Annotated in this window: 13 protein-coding genes; 1 reads left to right on the top strand and 12 read right to left on the bottom strand. The window is 32.1% G+C overall.

All coding sequences use genetic code 11. The features are described 5' to 3' along the window. Window positions 1-87: 87 nt before the first annotated feature. Window positions 88-792 carry a TraX family protein gene (locus BN1075_RS07485; protein ID WP_040192510.1) on the bottom strand — a complete coding sequence of 235 codons (705 nt, stop codon included), beginning with the start codon at window positions 790-792 and terminating at the stop codon, window positions 88-90. Window positions 793-1,256: 464 nt separating this feature from the next. Here BN1075_RS07485 and BN1075_RS07490 point away from each other — a divergent pair, with 464 nt between their 5' ends. Further along, a complete protein-coding gene (locus tag BN1075_RS07490) occupies window positions 1,257-1,679 on the top strand; it encodes an HIT family protein (protein ID WP_040192511.1) in 423 nt (140 codons plus the stop codon). A 95-nt stretch (window positions 1,680-1,774) separates the two neighbouring features. Here BN1075_RS07490 and BN1075_RS07495 read toward each other — a convergent pair whose 3' ends face one another. From BN1075_RS07495 to potA, 11 genes are all read right to left on the bottom strand, one after another. Then, window positions 1,775-4,189 (bottom strand): ABC transporter permease, encoded by a 2,415-nt coding sequence (locus BN1075_RS07495; protein WP_040192512.1) that lies wholly within the window; start codon window positions 4,187-4,189, stop codon window positions 1,775-1,777. Between the two features lie 35 nt (window positions 4,190-4,224). Next, window positions 4,225-4,890, bottom strand: coding sequence for an ABC transporter ATP-binding protein (locus tag BN1075_RS07500; RefSeq protein WP_040192513.1), 666 nt, complete (start codon window positions 4,888-4,890; stop codon window positions 4,225-4,227). Window positions 4,891-5,080: 190 nt separating this feature from the next. Then, entirely contained in the window at window positions 5,081-6,004 is a 924-nt protein-coding gene (locus tag BN1075_RS07505; protein ID WP_052406457.1) for a sensor histidine kinase, read from the bottom strand. Further along, window positions 5,997-6,686, bottom strand: a complete 690-nt coding sequence (locus BN1075_RS07510) for a response regulator transcription factor (protein WP_040192514.1) — start codon at window positions 6,684-6,686, stop codon at window positions 5,997-5,999. The genes BN1075_RS07505 and BN1075_RS07510 overlap by 8 nt, the downstream gene beginning before the upstream one ends. Before the next feature lie 64 nt (window positions 6,687-6,750). Beyond that, window positions 6,751-7,068 (bottom strand): hypothetical protein, encoded by a 318-nt coding sequence (locus tag BN1075_RS07515; RefSeq protein ID WP_040192515.1) that lies wholly within the window; start codon window positions 7,066-7,068, stop codon window positions 6,751-6,753. Between the two features lie 7 nt (window positions 7,069-7,075). Further along, window positions 7,076-8,758, bottom strand: coding sequence for an ABC-F type ribosomal protection protein CplR (gene cplR, locus BN1075_RS07520; RefSeq protein ID WP_040192516.1), 1,683 nt, complete (start codon window positions 8,756-8,758; stop codon window positions 7,076-7,078). A 330-nt stretch (window positions 8,759-9,088) separates the two neighbouring features. Then, window positions 9,089-10,867, bottom strand: coding sequence for a glycoside hydrolase family 35 protein (locus BN1075_RS07525; protein WP_040192517.1), 1,779 nt, complete (start codon window positions 10,865-10,867; stop codon window positions 9,089-9,091). A 241-nt stretch (window positions 10,868-11,108) separates the two neighbouring features. Beyond that, window positions 11,109-12,158, bottom strand: a complete 1,050-nt coding sequence (locus BN1075_RS07530) for an ABC transporter substrate-binding protein (protein WP_040192518.1) — start codon at window positions 12,156-12,158, stop codon at window positions 11,109-11,111. After that, window positions 12,145-12,942 carry an ABC transporter permease gene (locus BN1075_RS07535; protein WP_040192519.1) on the bottom strand — a complete coding sequence of 266 codons (798 nt, stop codon included), beginning with the start codon at window positions 12,940-12,942 and terminating at the stop codon, window positions 12,145-12,147. The genes BN1075_RS07530 and BN1075_RS07535 overlap by 14 nt, the downstream gene beginning before the upstream one ends. Then, window positions 12,936-13,793 (bottom strand): ABC transporter permease, encoded by an 858-nt coding sequence (locus BN1075_RS07540; protein WP_040192520.1) that lies wholly within the window; start codon window positions 13,791-13,793, stop codon window positions 12,936-12,938. Before BN1075_RS07540 ends, BN1075_RS07535 begins: the two co-directional genes overlap by 7 nt. Further along, window positions 13,786-14,853, bottom strand: coding sequence for a spermidine/putrescine ABC transporter ATP-binding protein (potA, locus tag BN1075_RS07545; protein ID WP_404988542.1), 1,068 nt, complete (start codon window positions 14,851-14,853; stop codon window positions 13,786-13,788). The genes BN1075_RS07540 and potA overlap by 8 nt, the downstream gene beginning before the upstream one ends.

Here is a 14,853-nt window from a genome sequence, read left to right on the forward strand (position 1 = left end):
TTAGCTTTCATTCTTTCAACTCAAAAGGGTTAATTATATAGCCCCATACAAGCAACCCTTAACATTAATTTTTCTTACTCTTTAAATCTAATATAATACCTTTGATAATCCAACTATCACAATTAGGTGAACTGGATAAAACCAGTAGAACATATTTTTTACACATTTATTAGATAGCCCTAATTTTCCGTTATACATAAGAATTGGAATAATACCAAATACCATCATCCATTGATAATCCCATAGAAATGCTGCTTCCATAAAGCTTGGACCAATTGTAGAAAACACTCCAAATAAGCTACATACAATATATGCTATACTCATTAATCCTTTCTTTTCTCTTAAGAAATAGAATATTAATATCATTACAAGTCCATAAATTGATGCCTCAGTAAATATTGATAAACCTCCAAATAAAACTGTAGCTGATACTCCAAATATGAATCCTTTTGAAGCTTTTTCATGAGCCTTAGCATATTCTATTGAAAACATCATGGCTAACCCTAGCCCTAATGATAAGAAAATGTTATTATGTATACCCAAAAATAAGTCTACACCTACCATTACGAATCCCATTCCAAAAATTCTCTGCATATACTTTACTCTGCTCCTTGTATGATAAAAGCCTTCAATTATTAAATAAAAAAATATTGGCGCCGCTAACTTTCCTAAATATCCAAACCATATTGGAACCCCACCATTTAAAGCTCCTCCTAAATAAGTATAAATGTGATCCATAGCCATAAAGATAATGGCCATAAACTTTAACATAAAGCTACTAAATAATTTCATCTTTCTTCTCCTCCAAATAGTGAGTTATATAATAAATTGCTTCTTAAAATTACAGTGATGCTTCATCATACGCTATAAATGTAACTAAAAATAATACCCTAATTAAATCAGCAATTTTTCTCATAAATCCATCTCCTTGTTTTATCTTATAGGTTCATTATACCGACCTAGTCACTGAGGTCATATTTATTTAGATTACATTTAGCTTTCAATTTTGTAATATCGACATTTCAATTCTTAATATACTGACCTTATATTTAATATCTAGTTATATTGTAATTCGATTAAATCTTAGTCAAAACATTGTAAATATTTCTGACTTTTTGAACACTTTCCTCAGTTTAATGAATTTAATGTTATCTTATGCTATATTTAAAAGGAAACTCCGCCTCACATACGTTCGGTGGAGTAAGTTCACGCAACCAAATCATAGATTTGGGCGTTCACTTAAGGGGGACTTTAAAATGATAGATCAAAACTGTGCTTATTGTATGGAAGGCGAATTAGTCGCTAAATTTGGAATTAAAATTTGTGAATTAGAAACTTCTAAAGTTTACTTATTTAAAGAGCAAAGCCACAAGGGGCGTGTAATCGTTGCTCACAAAAATCATATCGGTGATATGACAGTTTTAACTGCTGAAGAAAGAGCTGCTTACTTTGAAGATGTAGCAAAAGTTTCAAAGGCATTACAAGCTGCATTTAACCCAAACAAAGTAAACTATGGCGCTTATGGAGATACTGGATGTCACTTGCACTTTCACCTAGTTCCAAAATACAGCTCAGACGAATTCGAATGGGGTTCAACTTTCGCTATGAATCCTGAGAGAGTTACTTTAACTGATGCTGAATACGCTGAAATAATAAATCAAATTAAAGCTAACTTATAGAGTTAACACCGTTAATTCTAAATAACTTTATATGATTAAAGAACTAAATCCTTGCCTGGATTTAGTTCTTTCTGTTTTAATCTACTATATATTTTCTATTCAATTTCTTTTAATCTTTCAACTAAAGATTTCTTACTTAGATTTTTTACCGCTATATTGGATATAACTATAGGAACCAATACTACCATAATAATATACCCAAGCAAATAACTTAAAGGAAATTGATATTTCATATAACCAAGTCCATTATGAGCCATAAGCTTTACCATTATAAAACCACTTAAGCCACCTAAAATTACTGTAGTTAATATATTTACTGCTGCAAAATATATGCCTTCTCCTCTTATCATTGTGGCAACTTGTTTCTCACTCATTCCTAGTGTTCTAAAGCAAGCAAACTCTCTTTTACGTGCCATAACATTTGTAATTAAAGTGTTTAATAAATTTATTAAACTAAAGGCAATTACAAATATGGCTGCTCCCAATGTAGTGGAATAAATTAACCCAAATTGATCTTTATCATGTTCAATTCTATCACTTAATTTACTAATACTAATTATAGGACTACCATCCGCAATTATGGATAATTTCTCATCAAGCACAGTTTGTGAAGTTGCATAATCACTTGAAGAAATAACAAGTCTCTTATTTAAATTAAAATCTGGAATCATCATACTTTCCAAAAGCTCCTCTGGTATTAGGAACCAACCTGCATTATATGCAAGCTTTGATACTTGTGGATTATTTATATTCTTTTTTAAATCTCCAGCTATAGTAAATTCATCTTCTACATACTTTTCACCGTCATACCATCTTAATGTAACTTTATCTCCAACTTTAAATTCCCAGCCAAAAATCTCTTTTACAATTTCATTATGAGCAATGAAAACTTCTTTGTTTTTCACCATTTTTTCATAATCTAACTGTCCAGTTTTCACATAGGATTGCATTAACTCAGCCTCTTCTTTAGTAAAAGGTGCCGCTAAATCCTGTTCATCCCTTTCACCATTATAGGTATAAGCTACTTCAAGGTCTTTAATCTCCATTACATCGCTTATCTCCGGTATACCCTCAATTTTAGTTATTAGCTCATCATTTAATGGATTATTCTTCTTTAACCCTGTATATCCAAATTCATCAACCTGTGCTGCATTAGATGAAAATTCCAATGTATATTCTCCGTATTGAAACCATCCCTGTCTTGAAAATTCCTCTTCATCGATAGATGCAATAAAGGTAGCTGCACACATAAATACAATTCCAGCTAGGTTTAAGGATATCATAGTCATCGCTGATTTTTTTCCATTACCTCTGGCAGCCATGAAGCTAAGAGATATTGGTGATAACTTTCTATAAAGCTTCTTTGAATCCTTTTTCTTATTTCCCTCGTAACCACTAAGCTTAGTAGCTTCAATTGGTGAAATATTAGCAGCAATTTTTGCTGGTTTAGAAATAGATATACACACCGTAATATAATCTGCAATAATAATTGCCACAGAATACCCTATGAATGTAGTTATATTAAAACCTTGAGGCTTCATGGAAAAGGCAAATATAGCTCCAATTGTTATACCAATAATACTTCCTATTACGGATAAAACTGCACCCTCTATTCTTACCATTTTCTTTATTTGTTTTTTAGTCATTCCAAGAGTTCTTAGCTGACCAAACTGACGAGTTCTCTCTGAAATAGAAATGTAAAAAATACTATAAATAACAAGGACACTCACTAACAAAATCGCAATTCCAATCAATATTATCATAGATAATTCTCTAGTATCATAAGACAAACTATCTACAAAAGCATTATTCTCATTTACCTGTTTACGTTCTACTCCATATTCTTCACCAAGCTGTCGTATAACTTGTAAAAATTCATCACTGCCCATTTTTTCAGCATCAACTATCTGAACTGCCAAATCAAAAGGTATTAAGCTTAATTGACTTCCCTTTAAGGCATATTCCTTTGACATATATAAATTAAACACATCTGTTTTTAATCCACTATCTAAAAAACCTGTTACTTCAAATTCCTCTGTAGTTCCATTTAAGAACGTAACACTTATAATTTCACCAAGCTTTTCTTCAAGTCCCATGTAAGCCATAAGCTGCTTATCCACTAAAACCTCATTAATTTTACTTGGATACCTTCCCTCAGCAATATCCACTTTAGCCATAGGAGCATCATTTGCTTCTATATAATATGGTCTTAAAATATAATTATCTACTTCAAAGCTTTTGCCTGTTTTAAACTCTGAGCTGTTCTTAACCATTGAATTATCTTTAACTTCAACTATTTGCTCCTCTGTAACCTGATGATAAATTACATGCTGTCTCTCTGCTAATTCTTTATCAGCTATCTCCTTTATTGAACTTGACATAAATGCAAGCCCTGATAATAAACTTACAGATAGTACTATAGTAATCAACATAAATATATTTCTAAGCTTAGATGCTTTTAAGCTCTCCTTTGCCAGCTTATATGGTATCTTCTTATTATTATTTTTCACCCTTATTCCTCTCCCATCCCTTAAAACTCTATCTTTTAAGAATAAATCTTTCCATCTTCAATTCTTATAATTCTATCTGCGAGTTGTGCTATCTCTAAATTATGAGTTATCATCACAATAGTTTGATTAAACTTCTCCGCTGTTACCTTTAATAACCCTAAAACCTCTTGGCCTGTTTTGCTATCAAGATTTCCTGTAGGTTCATCTGCCAATATTATAGATGGCTTACTTGCAAGTGCTCTTGCAATTGCTACTCTCTGCTGTTGTCCACCTGAAAGCATATTAGGATAAGACTTTGTTTTACTTTCTAAGTGTAATAAATCAATAATATTATCTATAAACTTCTTATTTATTTCATCTCCATCAAGTTCAATTGGAAGAATTATATTTTCATAAACATTAAGCATTGGTACTAGGTTATAGTTTTGAAATATAAACCCAATCTGTCTTCTTCTAAATATAGTCTGGTCCTCATCTTCCATTTTAGAGATTTCCTTTCCATCTACAATTACTGTACCTTCACTTGGTGTATCTAAGCCTCCAATCATATTTAAAAGAGTAGATTTCCCACTTCCAGAACTCCCTACAATAGCTATAAACTCTCCTTTTTTAACAGTTAAATTTATCCCATCTAAAGCCTTAACTAAGCTTTCATCTTTACCATAATATTTTTTCAAATCCTTTATTTCTAAAACTGACATTTTAACTCCCTCTTTCATCTAATTTTTTTCAACCACTTATCTTAGTTTTTATTATACAAAGTGAAAATAACAAAAACCTCACAAAAATATCACATTTTTGTGAGGTTTGAATATAAAACCTAAATTTATGAGTTTGTTACCCTAACTATTAAATACATTTTCAAGTTCACATCATAAGATACTTCTATTCTTATACAAAGCTCTTCTTCGGCAGGTATATACTAAATTTTGTTCCCTTACCAAGTTCAGATTTTATCTTCATAAAGCCTTGTTCCTTTAAGATAATTTCCCTAGTAAGCGCGAGTCCAACACCTACTCCCTCTTCCACCTGTACCATTGGAGAACGGTAAAATCGTTGAAAAATCCTCCCCTGCTCTTCTTCATCTATACCAATACCATTATCACAAATACTAACTGCAACATACATTTCTAATTCTTCAACTTCTATAGCTATTTTTCCACCTTTGGGAGTATATTTTACTGCATTATCTATAACATTAAAAATAGCCTCTTCAGTCCATTTTTCATCGAAGGCAGCCTTTATTTCCTCTTCACAGCTTATCTCAATACTAATTTTCTTATCTTCAGCCTTTTGATTGATCTGAGCTAAAGCATTAGCGATAATATAAATGATAAAGTTATCTTTAGGTTTCAATTGAACAACTCCATTTTCCAATCTTGACATCTTTATCATTGATTTCATTAAAAAATCTAGCTTCTCTATCTGTAAGTTGCTAAGTGTTAGAAACTCCTTTTCCTTTTCCTTTGACACTTCTCTCTCAATTAAAATATTGTTATACATTTTAATGTTTGCAATAGGTGTCTTTATTTGATGAGATATATCACCTAACAGAGACTGTAATTCATCCTTTTCAATGCGAGATTCAGATACTGCCCCCTCTGTTATTTCTAAAAGTCTTATGAGTTTATGACTTAACTTGGATTCTAGAGTTTCCTTATTAGCTTGAATCTGTAGCTTTTCTCCCGAAATTATCTGGTCTAAAGCTTTCCCAAAAACTTTACTAAATTTTCGTATTCTATATTCGTAGCCTGCTATGATTAATATGATTATAAAAATAAGAACACCAATAATTACAAACAACCAGCTATTCAAAATGTTCACCTATCCATGTATAGCCAAGCCCATAAACTGTTTTAATATACTTATGCTCCTTATCCTCAAGCTTGCTTCTTACACGATTTATATTCACAGTCAACGCATGTTCATCCACAAAATTCCCACTGTTATCCCAAAGTTTTTCCAAAATCATCTGTCTGGTTACAACTGACCCTCCATTAGTCATAAGTACTTGAAGCAGCTTAAATTCTGTCGGTGTTAACGAAAGTATTTCGTTACCCTTTTTTGAAATAAAATTATCAAAATCTATATAAAGATAACCATCTTCATAAACTTTATCCTTCTTTGCACTTGTTGTACGCTTCAATATTGCCTGAACCCTTTTCCTCAAAAGGACATTGCTAAAGGGTTTTGTAACATAATCATCTGCTCCAGCCTCAAATCCATTAACCTGGTCAATAATTAAATCCCTTGCAGTTAAAAATATTACTGGAATATCTTGAAGCTTCTTAATTTCTCCGCAAACCTGAAATCCATCACCGTCAGGCAAATTCACATCCAAAATTGCTAAATCTATACTACTTTTCTCCACAGCTTCTAACGCCATCCTACAACTTGAAACTGCTATAACCTCATATCCCTCTGCTTCTAAATCAAATGTTAACCCAATTCTTAATCCATTATCATCTTCCAAAATTAAAATAGTGTTTTTCTTCATCGTCATCCCCTCTTTACTGTCCTTACGTTCTTCCCAATTTTAGAACTTAATTAACTAGTTATTGTTAATCCCTATTCTCTTTATCTCTTCCCATTTTCCAAATGAAATATATAACTAAAACTACAATAATAAACCCAAATATAATTCTCAATCCCAAACCTATAACCATACCAAAAATACCAAATATACCACCAACGATACTCCCTATTAGTCCAAGGACACTTCCAATTATACCTGCTACACCTCCAAAGATCGCAATAATTCCTCCGAATAATTCAAGGAGTAACTTTCCCACAAAGGCAACAACCCCTACTCCAAAAGCTACACCCAGTATAGCAATACCTATTCCTAATATAGCTACTATAATACCAAATACTTTCATATAAAACTTACCTCACTTTTTTCCTTAACTCATTTACCTGCTTTAATAGTATATTATACTCTTTAAGTTTTTCCTCCTTCTTTTCTTCACTTTTTTCTATGGATAAAAGTGAAATAACCTCAGACAGCCTGTTTTCCAAAACCATTAGCTGCTCTCTATTTATCTTTACCTCTGTTTCAATTATTGGTTTATTTTTTTCTTTTAAATATTCCTCATAGGTTCCATTAAACTCTTTTATAGTTTCATTCTCAATGTCTAAAATGTAATCACACACATTACTAATGAATTTTCTATCATGGGATACTATAAGAACAGTTTTATCTGTTGTGCTTAATGCTTCCTCAAGAGCTTCCATAGATTTAATATCTAGATAATTTGTCGGTTCATCCAGAACAAGTACATTATTATCTCCTAAAAGAATTTTACATAGTGCTACTTTTACTCTTTCACCACCACTTAAGTCCCCAACTTGCTTATGAACCTGTTCTCCCTTAAAACCAAAGCCATCTAAGTTAATTCTAATAAAGCTTTGATCATATGCGCTATCCTCCATAATATTTTCAAGAATTGTTTTCTCATCCTTTAAAATATCCTGACTTTGATCAAAGTATCCTACTACAACCTTATTATTTATTCTAATATCACCACGAGCTTCAATATCACTATTTTTAATACCCTGTTCACTTAAAACAACCTTTAAAAGGGTAGTTTTCCCCTTTCCATTCCCCCCAATAATAGCTGTCTTTTTCCCTCTTTTAACTTTAAATGACACTCCATTAAAAAGATTTTTTTCTCCTGCCATTAAAAATAAATCCTTAACTTCAATAACATTCTTTGAAACTATCTCTTTTCCATCAGATACCCTGATATTTATTTTTCCTTCTGTCTTTGGCCTTTCCTTTACTTCTAAATGTTCTATTCGACTTCGAAGTGCTTTAATATTACCTTCTAAGTTACTTTTAGCCTTTTGATCTCCCATCTTGTGAAGTCTTGCCTCGGAATTTCCCATTCTCCTTGGGGCTTTTCGAATACTGTCACGAAGCCCCTGCTTAACCAATACAGCCTCTTCAAGTCTTCGCTTCTCTGTTACATAGCCCTCATACTCTCTGCTTTGTCTTTCTTTTTCCTCTGCCTTAAGCTCCACATACTTAGAATAATTCCCTTTATAAAATTTCAGCTTACCTTCTTCAATTTCAATAATAATATTGCATAAAGCATCAAGAAACTCTCTATCATGGGAAACTAAAAGCATTGCCCCTCTGTGAGCCTTAAACATATCTTCTAACACTTTAATACTTCCTCTATCTAAATTAGAAGTTGGCTCATCAGCTATTACAAGTTTTTTATTTTCACTTAAAGCTTCAGAAATCCTCAGCTTTACCTTTTCCCCCCCAGATAAATACTCTTCATATTCTCCTGGTGCATTAAGAACACTTTTCAGTTTGCTATTTTTAACTGTTCCTATATAATCTTCACGCTGGCTGATATAAGCATAACTGTTAGTCAAATAAATCTGCCCTTCCTCCACCTCACATATACCTAAAAGTGTCTTTATGAGAGTAGTTTTACCTGCTCCATTTTCTCCAACAAGTCCAATTCTATCACTCTCAAGAATTTCCAATTTATCAATATCTAAAATTAATCTATCTCCAAAATATTTTTTTACCTTATTAAATGATGCTAATACCATAAAAAAAATCACTCCTATTCTTGTCAGGAGAGATTATCGCTAAAAATGGCATAACTGCAGAATTTTAGCCATAATCCTCACCCATAAATTTAACCATCACAAATAAAACCTACTTAAAGTAAGCTTTTAAATTTAATGATTGGTTTAAAATTTCTTGGTTTTTGATTATAACTTCATTCTCCTATACCATTACCTTTCTTAAATTAACATCTAAAGTAACCACATTAACAAGGTCAATTAGACTTTTATTATAAAATATAATATATATTTATTATATTAATAATATCCATGAAATGTCAAACATCATTTCATGGATATTGTTTATTTTTATTATTTCCAAAGTGGCTTATCTTCAAACTTCACTTCTGGTATATTACAACCATGTAGTTCAAAAACTATTATTTCATTTTCTCCTACTTTTAAAAGTGGGTATGGGACATAAAGATTTAACTGTGGACCAACATTCCAGTATCTCCCCAAATTAAATCCATTAATAAACACAATTCCCTTATTGAAGTTTTCTAGAGTTATAAATGTATCTGCTATATCCTCTTCTTTATCAATTAACAGGCTCCCTTTATAGAAAGCAGGTCCTTTAACTTTTTCATTTTTAAAGTCCAATTTTGATAAATCCTTCATTTCTAAATTCCACACATCAACCTCATGAAGAAACTGACCTTGTAATCTTACTCCTTCAGTTATACCCTTGAAATCTTTAATATATGGGCCATAATTTATTCTTCCCATGTTTTCAACTAGAATGTCTAGCTTTAAGCCTTCCTTTGGAACCTTTACCAAAAGCTTCAAATTATCCATTTTAAATTTTTCATTCATAAGCTGTGGCTCTCTATTTCTATAATAAACGGCTGCTTCCTCACCATTTATAAATACTTGAGCTCTGTCATGAACTTCATCAATGGATAAAGGCAACTCTTCTATTGGTCCCTCCAGAACTTTAGAATACAAAGTATATCCATATTCCTGTCCATAAGCTTCCATATTGTTTATGTAAGTGCTTTTTATTGAATTAGCTAGATTATCTAAGTTATCAAACAAGCTACAACAATGCGAAAGCTCTACCTTCCCATAAGCCTTCTTTACCGAATTCTTTGGAATATCCATGTCTATCTTGCCAAAATATCTTTCCATTGAAGCCCTTACCCCAAGATATTTATCTGTGACATCCCCTGCTTCAGTTAAAATTGAATCATAATCATAGCTTGTAATGGTTGGCATATATTTATCTGTAAAATTTGCTCCATTCATAAAACCAAAGTTAGTTCCTCCATGGAACATATAGAAGTTAACATTAGCTCCTCTTTCAAGCATTATCTCAAAATTTTCTACAACATCCTTACTTGCTCTTTTATGGTGTATACCCTCCCAATGATCAAACCATCCAATCCAATACTCCATGCACATTAAAGGCATATCCTTTTGATGCTCCTCTAACTTATCAAAGGCTTCATCAGATTTTGACCCAAAGTTTACTGTTTTATAAACTTCTTCTAAGGTTCCACCCTTAAGCATGTAATCCGTAGGTCCATCTGATGTGAATAAAACTGTGTCTACACCTCGTCTTATAAGGCCTCTCTTAATGTATTCTAAGTAAGCTTTATCATTCCCATAACTTCCATACTCATTTTCCACCTGTACAGCAATAACTGGTCCACCATTAGTACATAGGTGTGGAACTAACCTTGGAACGAACTCATCAAACCACCTATCCACATGCCTCAAATATTTTTCATCCATGCATCTTAATTTTATATTTTTATCCTTTAATAGCCAACCTGGAAGCCCTCCCATTTCCCATTCAGCACATATGAATGGTCCTGGTCTTACAATAACCATTAAATCTAGCTTCTCAGCAGTCTCTATAAACTCATTTAAATCGCAAAAACCATCGAAAACAAAATTTCCTTCCTTTGGTTCATGAATATTCCATGGCACATAAGTCTCAACAGTATTAAATCCACAAGCCTTCAGCTTCAACAGTCTATCTTCATACTGCTCCTTAAACATTCTGAAGTAATGAATTGCTCCACTGATAAGCCTTACTTCTTCCCCATTTCTATAAAATTTTTTTCCTTTGATTTTAAAATCCATATCCTTAAGCCCCCTAGTTTAAATTTTAAATAAATATCCTTTGAATTGGAAAGTATTTCATTTCTATACTATTAATCTTTATTAAAAATTATTTATTTTGCAATAATATCACAAAATACATATATTCCTTATATAAATTTAAAATCCTTCTTTTTATTAAAAGTTATACTCATATTAAAAAGAAAATCTCCAATAAAATCCGACGATCTTATTAGAGATTTTTATTATTACTTATTTACTTTTAGTTAGACCTAATCTCAATCCATCTATCATCATATAATCTTATCTTTGCTCCAAGATCAATGAAGTATTCACATTTATCTAGATACTCTTGTGATGGATAAGCCACTGGATCTTCCTTTACCTCATCATCTAAAAGCTCAAATGCAGCTTTATTAGGTGTAGAATATCCAACATAATCAATGTTAGTAAGTGCATTTTCTGGATCTAGTATAAAGTTAATGAACATTTCTGCATAATCCTTATTTTCTGCGCTCATTGGAATGCACATTGAGTCAATCCACCTGTTAGTTCCATTTTTAGGTGTTGCATATGCCAAGTTTTCATTTTGATCCATTAAAGTTATGGCATCTCCTGAATACACAATACCCATAGCCGCTTCCTCACCTAAAAGTCTATCTTTTCCGTCATCATTAGCATAAGCTAAAACTAAGTCCTTTTGCTTAATTAATAAATCTCTTGCTTCATCAAGTTCCTTTTCATCAGTTGTATTAACTGAATATCCAAGCTTCATTAAAGCAATCCCAAAGGTATCTCTAACTGAATCAAGCATTAAAAGATTCTCCTTATATTTTTCATCCCAAAGAATATCCCAGCTGTCAACCTCTTCATCTACCATGGTTGTGTTATATAGAATTCCAAAGGTACCCCAAAAATATGGAACGCTGTACTCACTAGTGGGATCATATACTGGATTTAAAAAGTCTTCATCAATATTTTTATAATTTGGTATGTTATTATAATCAATTTTTTGAAGTAACCCTTCATTAATCATCTTTGAAACCATATAATCCGATGGAACAATTAAATCATATTTAGATCCACCATTTCTAACCTTTTGATACATTATCTCATTAGTTTCAAAGGTTTCATATACAACTTCAATTCCAGTCTCTTCTTCAAACTTTTCTAACAAAGATTCGTCGATATAGTCTCCAACATTATATATATTTAAAACTTCCTTTGAAGGTTTAGTCCCACAGCCTGTAAACAGTGCAGAGAACGTAACCAATGAAGTGATTAAAGCCAAAATTTTTTTATTTACTTTCATTTTTGTCCCCCTTCACTGCAGATTGTTTTTTATTGGCTAATAAAAGTAAGGATAAAACTGTAATGAACATTAATGTACTAAGTGCATTAATCTCTGGTTTAATTCCTCTCTTAGCCATTGAATAAACCTCAATTGACAGGTTTGTAACTCCATTTCCTGTATTAAAGAAACTGATTATAAAGTCATCGATTGACATTGTAAATGCAATTAGAAAGCCTGAAACTATACCTGGCTTTATTTGAGGTATTACAACCTTCCATAGAGTGTATAATGGCTTTGCGCCTAAATCCATAGCAGCATTTTCTATATTATCAGGCATCTGCTTAAGCTTAGGAAGTACTGATAAAACTACGTATGGAATATTAAAAGTTATATGCGCTAACAGCATAGTTGCAAAGCCAAGGTTCATATTAAAAAATATGAACAGAATCATAAGTCCTATAGCTGTAACTATATCTGGATTTAAAACAGGAAGGTAGTTAATGTTTAAGAGAAATGTCTTCTTTGCTCCCTTCATTTTATTTATTCCAATAGCACTAATAGTTCCTATTATTGTTGCAATTGTAGCTGCAAGTACTGCCACTACTACTGTAGTTATAAGTGCAGAAATTATTCTCTCATTATGAAATAACTGCTTATACCACTTAAAAGTAAAACCATTCCACTTTGCCATAGACTTTGAATCATTAAATGAAAAAAGTGCTAGAGCAAAGATTGGTGCGTACAAAAATATAAATACTAAAACTAAATATATATTAGATGCCGCTTTTTTAGCTTTTACCACATTACTCTACCTCCTTTTCCTCTGCCTTCATCATCGTCATCTGAGAACTTAGATGTAAGAGCCATACAAATTAATATTAATATCATCATTAATATGGATACTGCTGAACCGAAATTCCAGTTACCCATAGTCGTAAACTGTTGTTCAATTAAGTTACCAATAAGCATCTGCTTTCCGCCACCAAGAAGCTGTGAAATTACGAAGGTCGATACTGCCGGCATAAATACCATAGTTATACCTGAAATAACCCCTGGCATACTTAAAGGAAATACAACCTTAACGAAAGCTGTAAATTTACCTGCCCCTAAATCATAGGCAGCATTAATTAAGTCCTGATCCATCTTAGACAGTGATGTATATACTGGCAATACCATAAATGGTAAGAAGTTATACACCATACCAAGAAGAATAGCTGAATTTGTATATAAAATATCAATAGGATTTAATCCTATGGTAGTTAATAAATTATTGATTAAGCCATTTCTTCCTAAAATTGCAAGCCATGCGTAAGTTCTAAGAAGAAAATTCATCCACATAGGAAGAATGAAAAGCATTATAAGAAGACCTCTTTTATGCTCTGCTTTCTTCGCAATTATATAAGCCACTGGATATCCAATTAAAAGGCAAAGCATTGTGGATTGTAATGCAAGCCAAATTGATCTTCCAAATACTTTAACGTAAATTGGATCCATTAACCTTCTAAAGTTATCTAAAGAAAACTTAACACCTGAACCATCTGTAACAGTAAAAGCAAAATAAAAAATTAATAGAAGTGGTACAATTATAAAAATTGTACTCCAAAGTACATAGGGATAAGCTAACCAGGATCTTTCTTTTTTCATTCTACTCATCTCCTGACTTTTTCATAATATGAATATCCTCTGGATATATATCCATACCTATTTCTTCACCTACTGCTATATTCTTTGTAGTGTGAATTATAAAAGTCATATGCTTTTCTTCTACCTCTAGTTCATAATGAACACCTTTAAACACTGTAGATTTAACAACCCCTGTAAGATGTCCTTTTTCTTTAGAAACAATCTTCACGTCCTCTGGTCTTATTACCACATCTATATCTTCATTTTTGCTAAAGCCCTTATCAACACATTCAAATAATCTTCCACAAAACTGAACCTTATAATCTTCTAACATGACTCCTTCAGTTATGTTACTTTCTCCAATAAACTTGGCAACAAATCTATTTTCAGGTTCATTGTATATATCTTCTGGAGTTCCCATCTGTTGAATAATACCCTTATTCATAACAACCACTGTATCAGACATAGTTAACGCTTCTTCTTGGTCATGAGTTACGAAGATAAATGTAATTCCAAGCTGTTTTTGAATTCTCTTAAGTTCAATTTGCATTTCTTTTCTTAACTTAAGGTCAAGTGCTCCTAGTGGCTCATCAAGAAGTAATACCCTTGGCTCATTAACTATCGCTCTAGCTATAGCAATTCTCTGCTGCTGTCCACCACTTAAAGAATCTGTTTTTCTTTTTTCAAAGCCTTCAAGATCTACAAGCTTTAAAACCTCTTTAACCTTTGCATCTATTTGCTCCTTTGGTAATTTCTTTATCTTTAATCCAAAGGCAATATTCTCATATACATTCATATGTGGGAAAAGTGCATATTTCTGAAATACAGTATTGATTTGTCGCTTATATGGTGGTAAGTCATTAATTTTATTGTCTTCAAACAATACTTGACCTTCATCACAGCTTTCAAATCCAGCAATTATCTTTAATGTTGTAGTCTTCCCACAACCACTCGGTCCAAGTAATGTAACAAACTCATTCTTCTTTATATCTAAACTTAAATTATCTAATACCTTAAGGTCCTCAAAAGTCTTAGATATATTTTTTATCTCAATTATATTCTCAGTCAATATAAACACCTCTTTTTCCAA

This window comes from Clostridium culturomicium, assembly GCF_000821305.1.
In the GTDB taxonomy this organism is placed as follows: domain Bacteria; phylum Bacillota; class Clostridia; order Clostridiales; family Clostridiaceae; genus Clostridium_J; species Clostridium_J culturomicium.